At 71.3% G+C, this 20,204-nt stretch carries 8 protein-coding genes; 1 reads left to right on the top strand and 7 read right to left on the bottom strand.

Annotated elements, in window-relative coordinates; all coding sequences use genetic code 11:
* Positions 1-915: 915 nt before the first annotated feature.
* Together ACIQAK_RS27105 and ACIQAK_RS27110 are read right to left on the bottom strand one after the other, a co-directional pair.
* Complete coding sequence (locus ACIQAK_RS27105; protein ID WP_366392838.1) at positions 916-1,272, bottom strand: helix-turn-helix transcriptional regulator; 357 nt, start codon at positions 1,270-1,272, stop codon at positions 916-918.
* A 1,834-nt stretch (positions 1,273-3,106) separates the two neighbouring features.
* Positions 3,107-3,946 (bottom strand): NAD(P)H-binding protein, encoded by an 840-nt coding sequence (locus tag ACIQAK_RS27110; RefSeq protein ID WP_366392837.1) that lies wholly within the window; start codon positions 3,944-3,946, stop codon positions 3,107-3,109.
* A 72-nt stretch (positions 3,947-4,018) separates the two neighbouring features.
* Between ACIQAK_RS27110 and ACIQAK_RS27115 the strand changes: the two genes are divergently transcribed.
* A complete protein-coding gene (locus ACIQAK_RS27115; RefSeq protein WP_366392836.1) occupies positions 4,019-4,978 on the top strand; it encodes an AraC family transcriptional regulator in 960 nt (319 codons plus the stop codon).
* 143 nt (positions 4,979-5,121) lie between these two features.
* Here ACIQAK_RS27115 and ACIQAK_RS27120 read toward each other — a convergent pair whose 3' ends face one another.
* Genes ACIQAK_RS27120 through ACIQAK_RS27140 form a run of 5 tightly spaced genes read right to left on the bottom strand, consistent with a single transcriptional unit; the run spans position 5,122 to position 20,199 of the window.
* Positions 5,122-6,303 (bottom strand): cytochrome P450, encoded by a 1,182-nt coding sequence (locus ACIQAK_RS27120; RefSeq protein WP_366392835.1) that lies wholly within the window; start codon positions 6,301-6,303, stop codon positions 5,122-5,124.
* A 55-nt stretch (positions 6,304-6,358) separates the two neighbouring features.
* A complete protein-coding gene (locus ACIQAK_RS27125; protein ID WP_366392834.1) occupies positions 6,359-7,414 on the bottom strand; it encodes an NADP-dependent oxidoreductase in 1,056 nt (351 codons plus the stop codon).
* Entirely contained in the window at positions 7,411-9,135 is a 1,725-nt protein-coding gene (locus ACIQAK_RS27130) for an NAD(P)/FAD-dependent oxidoreductase (RefSeq protein WP_366392833.1), read from the bottom strand. Before ACIQAK_RS27130 ends, ACIQAK_RS27125 begins: the two co-directional genes overlap by 4 nt.
* Positions 9,132-10,832, bottom strand: coding sequence for an NAD(P)/FAD-dependent oxidoreductase (locus ACIQAK_RS27135; RefSeq protein ID WP_366392832.1), 1,701 nt, complete (start codon positions 10,830-10,832; stop codon positions 9,132-9,134). Before ACIQAK_RS27135 ends, ACIQAK_RS27130 begins: the two co-directional genes overlap by 4 nt.
* Positions 10,822-20,199, bottom strand: coding sequence for a non-ribosomal peptide synthetase/type I polyketide synthase (locus ACIQAK_RS27140; protein ID WP_366392831.1), 9,378 nt, complete (start codon positions 20,197-20,199; stop codon positions 10,822-10,824). Before ACIQAK_RS27140 ends, ACIQAK_RS27135 begins: the two co-directional genes overlap by 11 nt.
* Positions 20,200-20,204: the final 5 nt, after the last annotated feature.

Raw genomic sequence — 20,204 nt, forward strand, 5'->3', positions numbered from 1 at the left:
CGAACTCCACGACGCCTTCGTCTCCCTGGCTTGCAGCCTGATCTGCTGGAGACGCCTCAAGAAGACACGCACATGATCGTGTTACGAGCTCTAAGGACGTCGCCGATGTCTGGCTCGGCTCGACAAGCGCCGCCTTCTGCGTACGGCAGTCCGACACGAATCCGGACGTCGACGACCATACGCCCGTCGCCACGTTGGACACCGGCGGGTGGCCCGGCCGTATCCATATCGAGAACCGCACCAGCAGCCAGTGCAATAACCGCGCCGACCCCATCGTGGTCGTCACCACCAAGCAGAACGAGGGCGGCGAGTACAAGCCGTTCTCCCTTCTGGCCCCGTACCGTTCCACCCTCAGCTCCACAGTACGGTCACACTCCGGACCGGGGTGCGCCTTCCCGCACCGATGCGGATTTCATCTTCAGCAATCGGGGACAGTGCCTTGTCGGGGTGGGCGGTGTAGACGTAGCGGACAGCGGTTCCCGGGGTGGATGCCGAACAGGTGCACCAGCTGTACTGGGTCGGCGGTCTGCCGGGCCTCGTCCAGTACGCGGTTGCTCCACATCTGGCGCGGGGTGATTCCGGTGCGATCGAACGCGTGGCGCAATGCGCAGTAGCTGACGGGCGGCAGGGCGAGGTGGTGCGCCGAGTGCGTTGTGACCAGCAGGGGCGGGTTGGGGGATGCGGGCCACTGGTCGTGCCGTCGCAGGAGCCAGTCGTCCAGCAGTCAGCGGGTCAGCGTGTCGAGGTAGACCGTGTGCGACTGGCCGCGCGGGTGGACTTTGAGGGTCCGCTGATACTGGCAGCGGCAGCACACCCGCGCCGGGAGTGCTGAAGATCCCACTGCTGGCACCCGACGCACCGCCAACTGCGCCGCGGCTGCGCCGGAGCCACCGCCGGGCAGTCCCTCGCACCGCCTCATCCGCTGCGTCGCGCAATTCGAGTCGGGGGTTGCAGGCGTCGCGGGCCGTCGCCTAGCGGAACCGGACGTACCGGGCCAGGTGGCCTTTCGCCACCTGGGACCGCCCGTGTCTCGACCTCTTCATCACGAGCGGTCTCGGTCGGCTCCGCTTCCAGGAGGTCTGCTTTGGTGCTTCCCAGCGCCTGGCAGATCGGATCTAGGTTCTCCAGCCTCACGGTGACCTGAGTGCCGCCCCACAAGGCGGGCACCTTGCTCGACGACGGATTGAAGCCCACCCGCCGGAACGCCGTCAGCAGGTCCGTCGGCCGCCAGATGTCCTGCCGCGCCGCCACCCAACGCAGATTCCACTTCACCCAAGGCTCCCTGTGTCCGCCACCAGCCGCTGCCCGGCCCACTCGGCCGAAGCCTCGCCGCGCCGCCTGCTCCGGATCTCCCTGAGCGGTCAGGAGGTACCGAACCGTGGTCGTACTCCACCAGTGACCCAGCAACCGCTGCACCTCTCACAGGGACATCCCCCGCTCGTAGTTGTGCGTCGCACACACGTGACACAGCAGGTGGGGAAACAACTCCTCCACCGGGCCTGGGAGATGTTCCACCGAGGCAGCCCGAAGCGCCTGCCTGAACGTCGAAGGCACCATCTTCGGCGCGACCGGCATATCCAGTGACGCGACCGCCACGGGCAATCGCTTGGAGGGAAACAACGGAGCCGACGGATGCTCAGGATCATCCCGGAACAACCCTCGGACTCCTCCACGTACCACCAAAGTAGCTACCGCTCCCTGCTCGAACAAGAACCCTTCGCGCTGCCGGGACCCCGACCCGCGAGCTCCCCGCGAGCTCCCTTGCCATGGACGAGGAAGCGGCCCCGTTGACCCGACTCCCAGTGCACATCCCGCATGCACACTCCGCACAGCTCTGCCGCTCGCACTCCCGACAAGTAGGCGATCTTCGCCATGACGTAGTCGCGGCACGGCAACCGCCTACTTGCGTACCTGCGGCAGTGCACGCCGCCACAAAGAGAAGAACGCGAAGTACCCCTCAATGAGGTTGATCTTGGCGCGCACGGTGGATCGGGCCCGCCTACCCGGCCCAGCGAAGTAGCGGTCGAGGTCCCGCGGCCGCAGGCGCCCAGATACTCGCAGATCTCGATCACAGGCTTCACGAGCTTGTCGACCGTCTCCGGCGTCAGACCCGCCGCATCCCTTGCCCACTGGTACTCGGCGAGAGTGTCAAAGAAGTAGTCACGCTCTGACAGGGTGCCCCGCTCGGCTCGACAACGGTGCAACTGGAAGACCTCAACCGGCCCGGCGCCACCAGGCTCCTCCGCCGACCTCGGCTCCACCGTGCCCCGACGTGTTCGACATTCATCCACGAACACGCAGATTTCGAACCATGCTCGCCGATTTTGCGAGTTTCTTCGGAAACTCCAACGAATCAGGGACACGTCGAACACAGGTCCCAGACCTGCCGACATGCAACAAGTCGCGCGCGGAGATCGCCTACGAACCTGCGCGTACTCCAGTTATCAGGTGGGCGGGAGCCTTCCTCGCCATGTGGGCCGCCTTGGCCGGGGAGCCGATGAGGCCCATCCGGGGCTGCGGCCGCTGGAAGTCGCTGCGGCCCGCCCCGTCCAGTACGGCGGTCCGGGAGCCCAACGCTCCTCCCAGGCCGGTGAGCTCGGTGTAGGCGGGCGTGATGTCAGCGTTGCGAGCAACGGGGTGATACGGGGCAGACCGGACGCGGGAGCGCCCCCGCCCGGACGGACGCCGGTCGCACCGGTCCGCGAGGGCCTCGGTACACCTACCTCCACAATTCCCTGCGGGTCGGATGGCCGGGGAGCGGACCGCGCGCCGGGAAGGGGGAGAACCGTCTCAGGTGGGAGGGGAGGGGCCTGACGCGTGCGAGCCGCTGCCCGTGGGACGATCCTCACCCTTCGCGGACACCGGCGCATCCCGGCGGGCTCACCGCGTTCGGCGTCCCCTCCGGTCATGGTGCCCCACCGGATCCGTCCGGTGGGGAGCCCTCCGCCGCGTTGCCCGGTCCGGCCTTACCGCTCGGCCTTCGCCAGTGGGGTCGGCCCGTTGGCCCGCAGTTCCCGTGCGGCTGTCGCACCGGCGGAACCGAGGCCCACGACGACGGCGCCACAGCCGCCGCGCGGGCAGCGGGTGCGACCGGACCTTGTGCAGGTCAGTCGCGCCACGCCCCGGCGGCCGCGGCATCCGACACGAACTGGGTGAAGGGGCGGGCCGGACGGCCGAGGGCCCGCTCCAATCCGTCGGACAGGTGGCTGTCCATGTCCCGTCGGATCGGTCCGACGGCGTCGGCGTAGTCCTCGGCATCGGCCTCGGGCCAGCCCTCGGCGACCAGTTCGGCCACGAAGTCCTCCGGCGTAACGGCCGTGTAGCGCACCGGACGGCCGGTGGCCCCCGCGATGATGGCGGCCGCCTCACCGATGGTCACCGCGCTCGGCCCGGACAGCTCATAGGTCTCGCCCACGTGCTTGTCCTCGACGAGGGCCGCGACCGCGGCGATGTCCTCGGCGTCCACGAAACTCGCAGCCCCGTCGCCGGCCGGCAGGCGCAGCTCCCCGGCGAGCACCGCGTCGCGGAAGGGGCCCTCGCTGAAGTTCTGCGCGAACCAAGCGGGCCGCACGACCGTCCATGCCAGGCCGCTGCCACGCACGGCGTCCTCGCCGTCGATGTGCGTCCGGCCCACGATGCCGTCCTTCGACGCGTAGCCGGGTACGTCGGCGCCCCGGCCGGAGAGCAGTACGACGCGTTCGACCCCCAGCTCCTTGGCGCGCTGGACGAACGGCCGTGTCAGCAACTCGCCGTCGCGCGGTACGAGAAAGACCTTCCTTACGCCCTCAAGGGCGGCATCCCACGTGTTCCGGTCCGTCCAGTCGAAGCGGGGGTTACCGGAACGCGACCCCACGCGCACCGGGAGGCCCTTCGTGCGGAGCTGGGTCACAGCGCGTCCCCCGGCTTTGCCCGTACCGCCAGTGATCAGAATCGGGTGTTCAGTCATGGATCGACTCAAGCCTCCGGGCCAGGGGGGAAACCATGGTTGAGACACCCACGTCGATGTTCGAGCGTCTACATGGGACGGGTGGATGCGTTGGCGGATCCGCTGGACGGGGTACATGCGCACGGCGCCCTCTTCACGCGTACGGTCGTGAGCCCGCGATGGTCCCTGCGCTTCGCCAGTGGCGCCCAACTCACCTTGGTCGCCGCGCTCGATGGCCGGGTCTGGATCACGCTCGCCGACGACGAGCCGGTCGAGGTCGGCCCCGGTGACACCGCCGTGCTACGCGGGCCCGCCTCGTACGCGGTCGCGTTGGACCCCGCTTCGCCGCCTGGGCAGGTCATCACCAGCGCGGACTACTGCGCGCGCACCGCGCAGGCGGTGGCGAGCGGCGGCCCCTCTCTCGGCGCGCGTACGTGCGGGATGGGCGAAACGGGCTCGCCCCTCTTCATCAGCGGGGCCTACGAGAGCCGGGGCGGAATCAGCGACCGTCTCCTGGGTGCCCTGCCGAATGTTCTCGTCGTGTCGGCGGCCGACGGCGACCGTACGCTTCTCCCTCTGGTCGCCGATGAGGTGCGGCGCGAGAGACCCGGTCAACAGGCCCTCCTGGACCGCCTGTTGGACGTGATGCTCGTCTCGACGCTGCGTGCCTGGTTCGACCGGCGGCGTAGCCACGCGCCCGCCGGGTACCGCCCGCCGGACGACTCCGTCCTGGCGAAGGCGCTTCGGCTCATGCACGAACACCCCGCCCACTCGTGGACGGTGCGGGCTCTCGCCACCGAGGCCGGCACCTCCCGGTCCGGCCCGGCCCGCCGCTTCGCCCGCCATGTCGGTGAACCTCCCATGACGTATCTGGCCACGTGGCGCGTCGCTCTGGCCGCGGATCTGCTGCGCGACACCGATGCCACGGTCGGCTCCATCGCCCGCAAGGTCGGGTATGCCGACACGTTCGCCCTCAGTGTGGCGTTCAAGCGGCGCCGCGGCGCCACGCCCACCCGACACCGTGCGGCCATCCTGCGCACCGGACCGCGATGACCACCTGAAACGCGTCGAGAGGGATGCTTCCGGATAGGTGTGACACCGGGAGAGTGACCGAAACCGAGCAGCAGAGGGCCGGCGGCTCGAGCGAGCCACCGGGTCGGGCTTCGAGCAGGCCTGCCGGAGGGGGCCGTGCTGCGCTACCACCTCGCCCGCAGGCTGCGCGGGCTGCGTGACGTCGTTCCGGTCCGCCAGGTGATGGTGTCCATGGGCTCCGCGAGGCGCAGGTCCGGGAAGCGGGCGGATAGACGGTGCAGGGCGACCTGGAGTTCCGTGCGCGCCAGCCAGGCACCCAGGCAGTAGTGCGCCCCGGCCCCGAAGGAGAGGGTGGGGGCCTCCAGCGGGGCGAACAGGTCGTCGAGCGTGTGGCGGGGGAAGACCTGCGGGTCGCGGTTGGCGGCGCCGCAGTCCGCCAGGACGACCGCGCCGGCCGGGATCACCACCCCGCCCACCTCGATGTCGGCGGCGGCGTGGCGTGCCGTTCCCCGGTCGTCGCCCAGCGGGATGAGGTGGATGAGCCGGTCCGCCGCCCTGGTGGCCGCCTCCTCGTCCTGGGCGATGCGGCACCAGCTCTCCGGGCGTTCGCCGAGGAGGTAGAGAAGTGCGTTGCCCAGCATGGTCATCGTGCTGTCGTGGCCCCCGACGACGAGCCCGCACACCAGGCTCACCAGCTGCGCCTCAGGGAGCCCGCCCTCCTCATCAGCGGCCGCCACCAGGCTGCTGATCAGGTCGTCGCCGGGGTCGCGCCGCCGCTGGGCGAGGAGATCCGCGCCGAACGCGCCGAACTCCTCGAGCACGGACTCCACCTCGTCCCCGGCGTGGGAGCCGTCCGAGAAGGCGTGCTCGCTCCAGTGACGCATCCGGTCGCGGGCCGACGCGTCCAGACCCATCAGCCGGCTGATCACCGCCACCGGAAGCGGCAGGGTGAACTCCTCCACCAGGTCCACCGGTTGGGCCCGGGCGCCCAGCCGGTCCAGCAGTTGTTCCACGATGGCGGCGATCCACGGGCGCCAGCGGGCGACGGCCCTCGGGGTGAAGGCGCGCCGCAGGGTCCGCCGCAGGCGCAGATGGTCGGGGCCGTCCTGGTTGAACATGAGGTCGGGGTCGTTCACGAGGTCGGGTACCTCGGAGAGGCGCGGTGCGTCGGCCGCGTACAGCTGGGCCCGGCCGAAGCGGGGATCGGAGAGCACCTGGCGGACGTCGGCGTACCGGCTGACCAGCCAGGCGGGGGCGCCGCCAGGCAGCTCGGCGGGGCGGGGCGGGCCCGGTTCCTCGAAGCGCAGGCAGTGCAGGGGGACCAGGGACGGGTCGGTGGTGGTCATCGTGGCTCCCGGGGCAGGGCGTACGGATGAGAAGGACGGGGAACGACAGCGGTCCTCACAGCGCCACCAGCACCTTGCCCCGGCTCTCCGCCCGGTCGCGGTAGAGGCTTCCGTAGGCGGCGGGGATGGCGTCGAAGCCGTGGTGGAGGGTGTGGTCGCAGATGATCTCGCCGCGCCGGACCCGGCCGCCCAGTTCGGTGTGGAGGTCCTTCCAGTTCTGCTCGGTGAACCACTCCGGCGAGAAGATCCCCCGGACCGTCGCGCGCGGGAACATCAGGTACGGCAGGAGCCGCGGGCCGGTCCCCTCGTTGCCCACCTGGGTCGCCCACTGCCAGCACACCGCCACCTGGCTGCCCACGTTGAGCATGGAGAACACCACGTCGGTGACGGTGCCGCCGAGGTTGTCGAAGTAGCGGTCGACGCCGTCGGGGGCCGCCCGGCTCAGCGCCTCGCGGACAGTGCCGGCGCTGTCCGTGTGCCGGTAGACGACGACCGTGTCGAAGCCGAGGCCGGTGAGGTACTCCGCCTTCCGCGGGGACGAGGTGGTCCCGATCACCCGGGCGCCCGCCAGCGCGGCGAGCTGGCCGACCAGGGCGCCCACCGCGCCGGTCGCCCCGCTGATGACGAAGGTGTCCCCGGGTCTGATCGTCATGTACTTGGCGAGAGTGCCCCACGCCGTCATCCCGGGTCCGCCCAGCACGCTCAGGGCGGTCGGGAGCGGCAGGGCCTCGTCGTACCACCGGGGGTCGAGTCTGCGGTAGGCCGGGAAGACCATGGGGAAGGTGCCGGTCTGCCAGAGTTCGGCCGCGCCGGTGGAGACGACGTGGGACCGCCAGCCGCCGAAGCCCTGCACGAGGTCGCCGACGCGGTGGGCGGCGCGCGGTCCGGCCTCGACCACTTCCATGATCGAGTCGGCGCCCATGTGGGCCCCGATCGGGGTGTCAAGGGCGATGCCATGGAGGTAGGGGTCGACGGAGACGTACAGCGTGCGCAGGAGCATCTCGTCGGGGGCCAGAGCCACATCGACCTGCTCGACGACCTTCTCGTAGACGCGGTCCACATCGGGCACGCCCTCGACGTGCTCGCGGACCACCCATTTCTCGATCTTCATGTGCTCTTCCCTGTCGTCGGTACGACGGTGGCCCCTCGGCCGGCCGGTACGGGGATGACGCGGTGCGTCGGTGGGGGCGCGGTGCGGTCGACCGACGCGGTGAACTCCCGTCCGTCGTCGCGGCAGATGAACTGCGTGACGTGGCGCCCGGCGGCGGCGGCCCGGATCAGCCCGCCGGTGGTGGCCCAGACCCCGGACTGGTAGAAGTTCGCCAGGCCCGGCAGCCCGGGGCCGTGCTTCTTGACGATCTCCTCGAGCGTTTCGCCGCTCTCGACGAACGGCTGCCAGCCCAGCACCGTGCCGTCGTAGTTGCCGGTGTAGCGGACCTGGGTGAGCGGGCTGGAGACATCGCGGACGACGATCGCGTCCCGCAGGCCGGGGAAGCGTTGTTCCAGGAAGTCCACGAGGGCTTCGCGCGCCCGCTTCTTGGCCGCGTAGTAGCCGCGGCCGTGGCGTACGGGCAGGGTGTGCAGCTCCTGGCCGCCGCGGGTGCGGGTGACCTGTTCGGGACCTTCGTCCAGGGCCCGCCAGGGGGCGATGTCGCAGAAGTACGTGGCGTAGACGACGGCGGTGCCGTCCGGGGAGAGTTCGGGGTAATGACGGCTGCGGAACTGGACGTTGATGCTGGCATGGCGGATGCCGGTGAGCTGGGCCGCCGTGTCCTCGTCGAGCAGGTACGTCGTGCAGGGGTCGCCCTCGGGGAAGGGGCGCGAGAGGCCGAGGAAAAGGGTGAAGTAGCCGGGGAAGACCATCCCCGGCTCGTGGATGGTCCGGGTGTAGAGCTTGCGGTACTCCTCACCCAGGTACTTGCCCTCCAGGAACCTCATGGTGGTGGTGTAGCCGTCGCAGGCCGACACCACGATGTCGGCGCGCAGTTCGCTGCCGTCGCTCAGCCGGACGCCCACCGCCCGGTCGTTCTCGACGATGACCGTCTCGACCTTCGTGTTGTACGAGATCTCCCCGCCGAGCCGGCGGTAGCGGGCCTCGATCGACCGGGCGAGGCCGAGGGAGCCGCCTTCCGGGACTCCTGCGGAAAGGTTGGCGTGGGAGGCGAGCTGGAAGTGGAACGGGAGGACGGGGAAGGCCGGGTGCTTCTCGTACAGGATGAAGTTGAACGCCTCCCGCAGGAGTGGGTCCTTGAACCTGGCCGAGTACTCGGACATCAGGACGGTGATCGTGGTGCGGACGGCGTTGAAGTAGGGCACGAACGAGGCGAGCATCCGCCACCGCTCGACGCGGCCCATCAGTCCGACGGGTTTGAGGAACGGGTAGACCGCGAGCGCCTTGCGGAAGCTGCGCAGTTGGGCGCAGAACCTGCGTACGGTACGGGCGTCGGCGGGCGAGATCCCGATGAGGTGGGCCTCCAGCCGGTCCGGGTCGGAGTAGAAGTGGACGGCCCGTCCGTCCAGTCCGCGCACGATGTTGAACACGTCGAAGTGGCGGATCTCCTTGCCCTGCAACGCGCCCAGTTCCAGCCAGATCCGGTGCATCTCGTTACCGGGGCCGCTGCCGAGGAGCCAGCTGACGCAGGCGTCCAGCGTGAAGCCGCCACGTTCCCAGGCGGTGCAGCAGCCGCCGGGCAGTTCGTGCATCTCCAGGATGTGGGTGCGGTAGCCGTTCATCCGCGCGTAGCAGCCGGTGGAGAGGCCGCCGAGGCCGCCACCGATGATGATCATCGATTCGCGGGGACGGCGGGTCCTGTCGGTCGTGGACGTGGTCATGAACTGGTGTCCTCCCGTGCTGACCAGCGGTCCAGCTGAGGCAGCTTTCCCAGCTTCCCGGTGTGCCACGGCTCGGTGGCCTCGCTCTCCCACGCCCGGAATTCCAGGCCCAGTTCGCGGCAGAGGTACTGGACGGCGAAACGTCCGGTGGAGGCGGCGCGGATCAGGCCGCCCATGCCGATCCACTGCCCGGCCATGGAGAAGCCGCTGAGGCCGGGGAGCCGCATGCGGTCCCTGCCGATCAGGCGGGAGGCGGTGTCGTCGGCGTCCGAGAAGGCCTTCCAGGCGAGGATCGAGCCGTTGTGGTTGCCGGTGTAGCGGTGCGTGGTGGCGGGCGAGGCCACGTCGATGAGGTCGATGCGGTCGGTGATGCCCGGGGAACGGCGCTCCAGGAAGCCGCGGACGAAGTCGGCGACCTCGTTCTTGCGCGTCCGGTACTCCCTGCGGTTGCTGGTGCGCAGATTCTTCCAGTAGGTGTAGTCGCTGAAGTAGGTGCAGTGCAGGACGGAACGGCCCGGGGGCGCGAAGCCGTCGCAGTAGCGGGAGCGCGCCTGGACGACCAGGCTGTTCTGCAGGGCGCCGGGGAGGCGCCTGCCGTCCTCGTCGGAGAGGAGGTGGGTCGTGCTGTGGGCTTCGCGGGGGTCGAATTCGCCGCGCAGGCCCACGAAGGCGGAGACGACCGCGGGGAAGAGGGTGCCGGGGCGGTGGAGGAGGTCGGTGTAGAGCTTGTCGATCCTCGGTCCGGTGTACCGGCCGCCGAGCAGTCCGTGGACGGTGGTGTGGCCGTCGCAGGCGGAGACGATGTGCTCGGCGAAGTACCTGTCACCGTCGCGGAGTTCGATGCCGACCGCCCGGTCGTTCTCGACCAGGATATTCTCCGTGCGGGCCCGGTAGGTGACGCTCCCGCCGAGGCCCAGGTACCGCTCCTCGATCGAGCGCGAGAGTCCGAGTGAACCTCCCTGGGGGAAACCGGCGTTGAGGTGGTACGCCGCCGCCATGTTGAACAGGTACGGCAGGAGCGGGAAGCCCTCCGGGTCCTGGAAGAAGATGTTGCGGAACGCCCGGCGCAGCAGCGGGTCCTGGAACCTGTCGGCGAAGACGTGCATCGGGGTGGCGGCCGTCCGCCAGAACAGCCGGAACGCCGGCAGCACCGTACGCAGGGTCGCCGCCCGCTCCCGTACGGTGCGCAGCGCCGGTGCGGTCAGGAACGGGTACAGCTCGATGGCGATGAACCGCTTCAGGTCGCGGGTGAACGCCCGGATCAGGGGCGCGTCGAGGGGTGAGATCGCCAGCAGGTGCGCTTCCAGCCGGTCCGGGTCGTTGTAGAACGTGACCGACCGGCCGCTCTCGTCCTCGACCTTGTTGAACAGCTCGAAGTTGGTGACCGTCTTGCCGTCGAGCGCGCCCAGCTCCCGCCACACCTGGTGGGCGTCGTTGCCGGGCGCGGTGCCGATCAGCCACTCGATGCAGTAGTCGAAGAGGTAGCCCTCGCGCGACCAGGCGGTGCAGCAGCCGCCGGGGAGGACGTGCTTCTCGAAGATGCGGGTCCTGGCTCCGCTCATCTGGGCGTAGCAGCCGGTGGAGAGGCCGGCCACGCCCGCGCCGATGACGATGACGCGGGGTGGTGTGCCGGGGGTGCGCTCGCGGCTGCGCCAGTCGTCGGCGGCGTGTCGGGAGGTGCCGATGTCATCCGCCATGGGCCGTGCCTCCCGTCAGTGCGGTGCGTACCAGGGCGGCGTTGCGGGCGAGGTGCTTGGGGTCGAGCAGGTCGGCGTGGACGCCGGAGCCGCGGAGCACGACGGTGGTGCCGGTGGAGCTGCCGTGCCAGGTGCCGCGCTCACCGGCGGCGTACAGGGCGGTCTTCTCCTCGTCGGTGATCACGGTGACCGGAGCGGCGACCGTTCCGGTGTTGGGGGTGCGGCCGCAGAAGGTGAGGTACTCCGCGGCGTGGGCGAGGGTTTCGCGGGTGACGGCTTCCGATCCGGTGTGTTTGCGCAGGTGGTCGGCGAGTTCGGCCTCGAAGGCGCGGATCCCGTCGTCCCCGGGTTCGTAACGCTCCAGGATGCGGCGGGAGTCGAGGATGACGACGTGGCCCACCCGGCGTCCGCGCCGCTCCAGCTCCTTGGCCGTCTCGAAGGCGAGGTTGCCGCCGAGGGAGTAGCCGAGGAGCAGGCAGGCGCCCTCGGGCCGGGCGGTCTCGATGAGGTCGGCGTACCGGGCGGCCTTGTCGTCGCCCGGCAGGTAGTTGAAGCCGATGACGGCGTACTCCGGGAGTTGGGCGGCCAGGCCCCGGTAGACGAGTCCGTGGCCGCCGGCGGGCGGGAAGCAGAAGAGGGGCGGGGACTGTCCGGCGTTGAAGGTCAGATACGGCAGTTCGTCGGTGCCGGTGCTGTGCAGCACCTCCGCCACGGTGGCGGCCATGCCGTGCAGGGTGGTGACCTGGTAGAGGCGGCTGACGGGGACGCTGACGCCGAACTCGGTGCGCAGGTGGTGCAGGAGCTCGATGAGCTTGACGGAGGAGCCGCCGATCTCGAAGAAGTCGTCCTCCAGGCCCACCTGTTCCAGGCCGAGCAGGGTCTTCCAGTGCCGGGCCACGCTGATCTCGTAGAGCGTCACCGGCTCCTCGTGGGGTCGCGCTCCGGTCTCGGCCCGGGGTGCGGGCAGGGCGGCGGTGTCGAGCTTGCCGTTGGCGGTGAGCGGCAGGGCGGGCAGCTCGACGAAGTACGACGGGATCATGTACGAGGGAAGGGAGGCGGCCAGGTGGCGGCGCAGGGCCCGCCGGTCGAGCTCGGCGCCCGGTGCCGGCACACAGTAGGCGCAGAGCGCGGCCTCTCCCCCGGTGTCCGTGGTGACGGTGACGACAGCCCGGGCGAGCGGGGGCCAGTTGGCGAGGTGCGCCTCGATCTCGCCGATCTCGATGCGGTGGCCGCGCAGTTTGACCTGGCCGTCCGTGCGGCCGAGCAGGTGGACGCGGCCGTGCGCGTCCCAGCGGGCGTTGTCGCCGGTGCGGTAGAGCCGTTCGGGCCGGGCGCCGGGTCGGTTGCTGAGCGTACGGGTGACGAAGCGGTCCGCCGTCTGCCCGGGGTCTCCGGCGTAGCCGAGCGTGACGCCGTCGCCGCCGATCCAGAGCTCGCCGGGGACCCCGGGCGGGACGGGTTCGCCGTGGGCGTCCAGGACGTGCAGGGTGCTGTTGGGCAGGGGCCGGCCGATGGGGACCATCAGGCCCGGCTCCAGGTCGTCGACCGGCCCCTCGAAGAAGGCGCTGTCGATGGTCGCCTCGGTGAGGCCGTAGGAGTTGACGAGCCGCGTCGCCGGACCGCACAGCGCGCTCAGCCGCTGGTACTCCGCCACCTGCCAGGCGTCCGAGCCGACCACCAGCAGCCGCAGGAAGTCCAGCGTCAGCCCCTCCCTCACGCAGTGGTCCATCAGAGTCCGCACCACCGCCGGGACGAACTCCGCGCAGTCGACCCGCTCCTGACGCATGGTCCGGTAGAGGCGTGTGGTGTCGAAGAGCAGGTCGCGGTCGGCCAGGACCAAATTGCCGCCCGAGCAGAGCGCGCGGACCAGGTCGCCGGTGAACACGTCGAACGACGGCTCGGCCATCTGGAGGTGCGTCCGGACGTCCGTCTCCAGCCGGTACTCCTGGCACCAGGCCCCGTACGCGGAGGCGAGGTTGCGGTGGCTGACGCGGACGGCCTTGGGGCGGCCGGTGGAACCTGAGGTGGTGATGACGTACGCGGGTGAGTCCGGGGCCGTGTCCCGCCGGGGCCCTTCCGGGTGGGGCCGGGCCGCGTGCAGGGCGTCGAGGGTCAGGGTGATCACCGGCAGCGCCGCCGTTCCCTCGCGTGCGGGCTCGCCGGAGACGATGACGATCCCCGCTCCGGTGGCCCGGACCAGGTGCGCGACGCGGTCGGCCGGCCGGCCGGGGCGCAGCGGCAGGTAGGCGCCGCCGGCCTTGAGCACGGCGAGCAGGGTGACGATCAGCTCCGGCGACTTGTCCAGGCAGACGACGACCACCGAGCCGTCCCCGACGCCGAGGGTGCGCAGCCGGGCCGCTGCCTCGGTGGCGCGCCTCTCCAGCTCCCCGTAGGTCAGCCGGCGCGCGCCGCCCCCCGGGAGCGGCATGGTCACGGCGACCGACGCGGGGCGGGCTGCGGCGACCTCGCTGATCAGGGCGTGGACCGGGGTGAAGGGTGAGTCGACGGTAGCCGCCGGCAGGGCGGGGCGGCTCCACTCCCCCACCAGTTGTTGACGTTCCCTCTCGTCGAGCATCCTCAGCCGCGAGAGGGGCTGTTCGCCGGGGGCGCGGGTCATCCCATCGAGCAGGCGGGTGTAGTGGCTGGCCATCCGCCGCATGGTCCGGGGAAGGAAGAGGTCGGTGTTGTACTTGAAGACGCAGTGGAAGCGGTGGTCCGCCTCGTCCTCGTAGACGGAGAGGGTGATGTCGAACTGGCCTTCCTCCTCGGGCAGTTCGATGTACTCCAGCCGGTAGCCGTACTGCTCGGTGGCGACCTTGTGGGTGAGCAGGATGAACATCGCCTGGAAGACGGCGGAGCGGCTGGGGTCGTGCTGGAGGCCCAGCTCGTCGACGAGCAGGACGAACGGGTATTCCTGGTTGTCCAGGCCGCCCAGGACGGTTCGGCGGACCTGTGCCAGCAGTCCGGCCACCGTCGGGTCGCCCGCGAGGTCGGCGTGGAGCGGGAGCGGGTTGACGAAGTAGCCGTACACGGAGGCGAATTCCTGCCGGGTCCGGCCGGTCACCGGGGAGCCGACGACGATCTGGTCCTGCCCGGAGTAGCGGTGGAGCAGGAGGTAGTACGCGCTCAGCAGCACCATGAACGGCGTGACGTCGTGGGCACGGGCCAGGGCGTGGACACGGGCGCTGAGTTCGGTGTCCAGCACGAAGAACTCGGAGGCCCCGTTGTGGGTCTGGACGGCCGGGCGCGGCTTGTCGGTGGGGAGGTCCAGGAGCGGGACCTCGGCGGGGAGGTGGGAGCGCCAGTAGTCGAGCATTCCGGCGGCCTCGCGCCCGGCGAGGAAGGTGTTCTGCTGGTTGAGGAAATCGACATAACGGGCTTCCACCGGAAGCAGTTGGGGCTCCTGGCCCTGCCGCAGTGCCTCGTAGACCTGGAAGAGCTCTTCGATGAAGGTGAAGGTGGAGATGGCGTCCGAGACGATGTGGTGGACGGCCTTCATGATGACCCAGCGGTCGTGCCCGCGCCTGAAGAGGCGGAAGCGGACCAGCGGGTCGTGGGCGAGGTCGTAGGGCTTGCGGTACTCCGCGACGACGGTGGCGTGGATGGTCTCCCAGTCCTCGCCCTCGACGTCGAAGAGGGCGAGATCGGGTTCGGCGTCCTCGGAGACTCGCTGCACGGCCTGCCCGTCCTCCAGGAGGAAGTTGGTGCGCAGGGCCGGGTGGCGGGCGATGATGCGGCGGACGGCCTCGAACATCAGGTCCGGTTCGAGGGCGACGTTCACCTCGACGGCGCCGCCGATGTTGTAGGCGTACCCGTCCGGGTCGAGGTGCTTGAGGAACCAGAGCGCCTTCTGGTTCTGCGTCAGCGGGTAGCGTGACGCGTCGTCGTGGAGGGCGACGGCCCGGCCGGTGGAGTCGGAGTCGTCGGCCGATGCCAGCTCCGCCAGTCCGTCGTGGAGCAGTGCGGCGAGCTCTCCGGCCGGGGTCCCGCTGAGCAGGGCGACCACGGGCAGGGCGACGCCGAGTTCGGCGTGGATGCGGGCGCGCAGTTCCATCGCCAGCAGGGAGTCGAGTCCCAGTCGGCCGAGGCCTTCGGCGGGGTCGATGCGGTCCGTGCCGGTGCGCAGGACGGCCGCGCAGAGGGCGGCGAAGCGTGACGCGACCAGTGTGCGGCGGGTCTCCTCGTCGGCGGCGCGGAAGGTGTCGAGGAAGCCGTCGCCCTCGGCGGCGGCCGGGGGCGGGGCGGCTGCCGCGGCCAGGGCGGTGACGAGTGGGGGCGGGGAGGGGTACCAGGCCAGGAAGGTGGGCCAGTTCACGACGGTGGCGACGACCAGCTGGGCGTGTTCCTGGCCGATGACGCGCTCCAGGACGGCCATGCCGGCGTCGGGGGCCAGGGAGCTCATGCCGCGGCTGTGCAGGTAGTGGCCGGCCAGGCCCAGCTCCTCGATCATCCCGGTGGCCCACGGGCCCCAGTCCAGGCTGAGTGCGGGCAGGCCCTGGGACCGGCGGTGGTGGGCGAGGGCGTCCAGGAAGGCGTTGCCGGCCGCGTAGTTGGTCTGTCCGGCCGTGGTCAGCAGGGAGGCGATCGAGGCGAAGAGGACGAAGTGGTCGAGGGGTTCGTCCCGCAGGTGCCGGTGGAGGAGGTAGGCGCCGACGGTCTTGGGGTCGTGCACGGCGTCGAAGGCGGCCCGGTCCAGGTCGGTGACCAGGGCGTCGCGGACCTGTCCGGCGAGATGGAACACCCCGCGCACGGCCGCTCCGCCGGTGCGCCGGTAGGCGTCGAGCCAGCCGGTCAGGGCGTCCTCGTCGGTGATGTCGAGGGGAGCCAGGACGGCATGGACGCCGAGCGTCTCCAGCTCGCGCAGGAGGCCCACCGCCCGGCCCTCGGGGGTGGCGGGGTCGATGGAGCCCCACTTCTCGCGGGTGGGCACCGGCGTGCGCCCCACCAGGATGAGCCTGCGGGCTCCTCGCCGGACGAGGGTGCGGCACAGCAGCCGGCCGAGTGCGCCGAAGGCGCCGGTCACCAGGTAGCTCCCGTCGGCCCGCAGCCGCAGCGGCAGCGGCCGGGTCAGGCCCTCGGCCGGGCGCAGACGGCTGGTGAGCCGGCCGTCCGCCCGCAGGGCGATCTCCTCCTCGTCGTCGGCCAGCACCTCCCTCAGCAGCGTCTCGGCCTCGGCGAGGGGCCCCTCCGGACCGGGCCGACGCTCGGGGTCGAGGTCGATCAACTTCCCCGGGTGGTCGCTGAGTTCCTGGTGGCGCAGGACGCGTCCGACGCCCCAGGCGGGGGCACCGAGGGGTTCGACGGGCTCGTCGGGCAGGACGGGCTGGGCGCCCCGGGTGACGATGTGCAGCCGCCCGGCCCCGCCCCGGGCGAGCAAGGTCCGGGCCAGGGCGATCAGGGAGTACGAGCCGGGGCCCGCGTGGTCGCGGACGTCCTGCCGGTCGCAGGCCGCCAGGGAGGGCCGGTCGAGGTTCCACAGGTGCAGGACGGCCCCGTGGAACGGCTCACCACCCCGGTCCAGGTCGGCGAGGAGGCGTTCCAGATCGGTGGTGGAGCCGGGGCGCGCGGTGAACGACCCGTCCGGCCCCGCCCCGGCGTACGCCTCACCTCGGCGGACCAGGTGGCAGCGTTCGCCCCGGGAGGCGGCGAGCGCGGCGAAGGCGTCGGCGATGCCCTGGGTGTCGGCGAGGACCAGCCAGCCGTGGTCCCGGGCGGCTATGGCGGCGGGCGCGAGCCGGTCCTCCTCCCCCAGCTGCGGGCACGGCGTCCAGACCGTCTCCGCGAGCCAGGAGTCGATCGTGCTGCGGGCGACGGCGGTCGCCGCCTTCTCCACGTCGGCGGCCCGCAGTCCCTGGATCCGGCCCAGCGGCGCACCGTCGTCGGCGTACAGGGCGATGTCCCCGAGCGTGGTGTCCGCGTCCGAGGGGCGCACCGTGGCGTGCGCCCAGAGCGGCTGGTCACCGACCGGTTCGAGGGCGACCTCCGCCAGCGAGAGCGGCAGCCTGATGCCGCTCCCCGGTGCCGGGTCCTGGAGGATTCGCGGGGTCAGCAGCGCCTGGAAGCAGGCGTCGAGCAGGACCGGGTGCAGGTGGTGGCCTGCCGCGTCGACCATCTCGGGCGGGCGGATCCGGGCGAGGACCTCGCCAGGGCCGATCCACACCTCCTCGACGGCCCGGAACGCGGGCCCGTAGTGGTAGCCGAGCGCGGCCAGTGCGGTGTAGCAGTCGGGGCCCTCCAGCCTGCGGACGGTACGGGCGCGGATCGCGGCGGCGTCGAGCCGGGCGGCGGTCCTGCGGCGCTGCCCGGTGCGGACGATCCCGCTCGCGTGCACGGTCCGCTCCGCGTCGTCCCCGGTCGCGGCGGAGGCGATCGTGAAGGCCGCGTCCTCCAGGGAGAGCGACACCTCCACGGTCCGGTCCTCGCCGTCCGGCAGGTAGAGCGCCTTGCGCAGGTCGATGTCGGTGAGGTGGGCGGTGGTGGCTCCGGTGAGCCGGAGGACGGCCTGGGTCGCCATCTCGATGTAGCCCGCGGCGGGGAACACCACGGTGTCCTGGATGCGGTGGTCGGACAGGTAGGGCAGGGACTCGGTGTCCAGGCGGGCCTGCCAGGCCGGTTCCGTGCGGTCGGTGCGCCGGCCGAGGAGCGGGTGGTCGATGTGGCCCAGGCGGACCTGGGCGACCGGCCGCGGCTCGGTCCAGTGCCGGTCGCGGCGGAAGGGGTGGCGGGGCAGGGTGACCGGCCGGCCGGAGGGCTGGAGGACGTCCCAGTCGATGTCGGCGCCCAGGTTGTGGAGCGAGGCGAGGGAGAGCGCGAACCGCTCGCTCTCGTCCTCCTGGCGGCGGATCGAGGGCAGTGTCAGCCCGGCCGCCCCGACCGCCCCGGCCGCCTCCAGGCACTCGCGGATCGCGTGGCCGAGGACCGGGTGCGGGCCGATCTCCAGGAACACCTGGTGGCCGTCGCCGGCGAGGCGGTCCACGGCGGCCCGGAACCGTACCCGGTCGCGTACGTTCTTCCACCAGTAGGCGGCGTCCAGCTCACCGCCCTGGGCCACCCCTTCGGTGCCCGTGAGGTGGAGCGGGAGCCGGGCCGGGCGCGGCGCCAGCGGCGCCAGTGCCGTGAGCAGGTCGTCCTTGATCCGCTCCATGCCGACGCTGTGGTAGGGCACTTGTACGGTGAGGAACTTGGCGAACAGCTGCTCGGCCCGCAACTCCTCGGCCAGCAGGGCCAGGGCCGCCGCCTCGCCGGCCAGCGTGATGGAGGTGGGGCTGTTGACGGCCGCGATCGAGACCCGGTCCCGGTAGGGGTGCACCCGGCGCTCCGCCTCGTCCTCCGGCAGGCTCACCGCGAGCATGGTGCCGGTACCGGCCAGGGTCTGCTGGAGGCGGCTACGGTGCACCACGATCCGGGCCGCGTCCTGGAGGGAGTAGACCCCCGCCTCGTAGAAGGCGGCGATCTCCCCGGTGCTGTGGCCGACCACGGCGTCCGGGCGCACGCCGTACGCCCGCCACAGCGCCGCGAGACCGACCTGGAGGGCGAAGTTCGCGGGCTGCGCCAGCCAGGTCTCGCCCATGCGCGAGGCGGATTCGTCGGCGGACATCTCGTCGATCAGGGACCAGTCGGCGAATTCCCGCAGCGCGCGGTCGCATCGGGTGACGGCTTCGAGGAACACCGGTTCGTCACGGAGGAGTTGGCGGCCCATCCCCCACCACTGAGGACCCATGCCGGTGAAGACCCAGACCAGGCGCCGCGTTTCGGCGTCCCGTTCCCGGCCCTGAACGGCCCGGGGGTGGGCCTCGCCCCGCTGGACGGCGGCGAGCGCCTCGTCCAGGGAGGCGCGCGAGGAGTGGACGACGCAGAGCCGGTCGGTGAGGTGCTGGCGGCGGTGGGCCAGGGTGTGGCCGAGGTCGGTCAGCGCCACGGCCGGGCCGTCGTCGCCGGCCAGTTCGCCGCGGATGCCGGCCGCCAGCTCCGGGAGGGCGTCCGGGTGCCGGGCGCTCAGCGGCAGGATGCTCCAGGTCCGTTCGGCGGGGGCGGCCTGGTGGGCGGGCGGTGGGGCCTCCTCCAGGACGACGTGCGCGTTGGTGCCGCCGAATCCGAACGAGTTCACGCCCGCCCGGGCGGGTCCGTCGTGCTCGGGCCAGGGGGTCGGCCGGGTGGGGATCTCGTACGGCAGCGCGGTCTGGTCGATGGCGGGGTTGAGCCGCTCCAGATTGATGTGGGGCGGGATGTGCCGGTGCTCCAGGCACAGGACGGTCTTGATCAGCCCGGCGATGCCGGCGGCGGACTCGGTGTGCCCGATGTTGGTCTTCACGGAGCCGACGTACGCGCGGGCGCCGGGCTTGCGTCCGATGGCCAGGGCCCGGGCCAGGGCTCCCGCCTCGATCGGGTCGCCGACCGGGGTGGAGGTGCCGTGCGCCTCCATGTACTGGAGGTCACCGGGTGCGATGCCCGCCTCGGCGCAGACGCGCCGGATGAGGGCGACCTGGGCGTCGGGGTTGGGCACGGTGATGCCGTTGGTGTGACCGTCCTGGTTGACCCCGCTGCCGAGGATCACCGCGTGGATCCGGTCCCCGTCGCGGACGGCGTCCTCCAGCCGCTTCAGCGCGACGAGGCCGACGCCCTCGGCCCGTACGTAGCCGTCGGCGGCGGCGTCGAAGGTGCGGGAGCGGCCCTGGGGAGAGAGGAAGCCGCCTTTCGTCTCGGCGATCGTGTACTGCGGGGCCATGTTGAGCAGGGTCCCGCCGGCCAGTGCGAGACCGGTTTCGCCGCTGCTGAGGGCCTGGCAGGCCAGGTGGACGGCGACCAGGGAGGAACTGCACGCGGTGTCGAGGGAGAGACTGGGGCCGCGGAAGTCGTAGCAGTACGAGATCCGGTTCGACACCATCGTCATCATGGTGCCGGTAGCGGTGTGCGCTGCCAGCGAGGCGAAGCCCAGGTCGGCGAACTGGAGGATCTTGTAGTCCAGGGTGAACGCGCCGACGTAGACGCCGACGTTCTCGCCGGCCAGGTCGGCCGGGCGCTGACCGCCGTCCTCCAGCGTCTCCCAGGCCACCTCTAGCAGTTTTCGCTGCTGGGGGTCCATATGGTCGGCCTCGCGGGGGCTGATCCCGAAGAACGCGGGGTCGAACTCGTCGAAGCCGTCGATGTATCCGCCGCGGCCGCCGACGAGGCGGCCGGGTTTGTCCCGGAAGCGGCTGCCGAGCGTGGTGACGTCGTACCGGTCGGGCGGAGTGGGTGTGATGCAGTCCTTGCCCGCCATCAGGTTCCGCCAGAACGTCCGGTGGTCCGAGGCGCCGCCGGGAAGGCGGCAGCCCATGCCGATGATCGCCACCTTCTGACGTAACGCGTCGCTGTTCGCGTCGGCCATGTCGC

It is taken from the genome of Streptomyces sp. NPDC088706, assembly GCF_044752765.1.
Lineage (GTDB): Bacteria > Actinomycetota > Actinomycetes > Streptomycetales > Streptomycetaceae > Streptomyces.

Bases quoted from the DNA above. Each gene is read 5' to 3' on its own strand.
- ACIQAK_RS27110 (WP_366392837.1), bottom strand. From the start codon at position 3,946: ATGACTGAACACCCGATTCTGATCACTGGCGGTACGGGCAAAGCCGGG.
- ACIQAK_RS27115 (WP_366392836.1), top strand. From the start codon at position 4,019: ATGGGACGGGTGGATGCGTTGGCGGATCCGCTGGACGGGGTACATGCG.
- ACIQAK_RS27120 (WP_366392835.1), bottom strand. From the start codon at position 6,303: ATGACCACCACCGACCCGTCCCTGGTCCCCCTGCACTGCCTGCGCTTC.
- ACIQAK_RS27125 (WP_366392834.1), bottom strand. From the start codon at position 7,414: ATGAAGATCGAGAAATGGGTGGTCCGCGAGCACGTCGAGGGCGTGCCC.
- ACIQAK_RS27130 (WP_366392833.1), bottom strand. From the start codon at position 9,135: ATGACCACGTCCACGACCGACAGGACCCGCCGTCCCCGCGAATCGATG.
- ACIQAK_RS27135 (WP_366392832.1), bottom strand. From the start codon at position 10,832: ATGGCGGATGACATCGGCACCTCCCGACACGCCGCCGACGACTGGCGC.
- ACIQAK_RS27140 (WP_366392831.1), bottom strand. From the start codon at position 20,199: ATGGCCGACGCGAACAGCGACGCGTTACGTCAGAAGGTGGCGATCATC.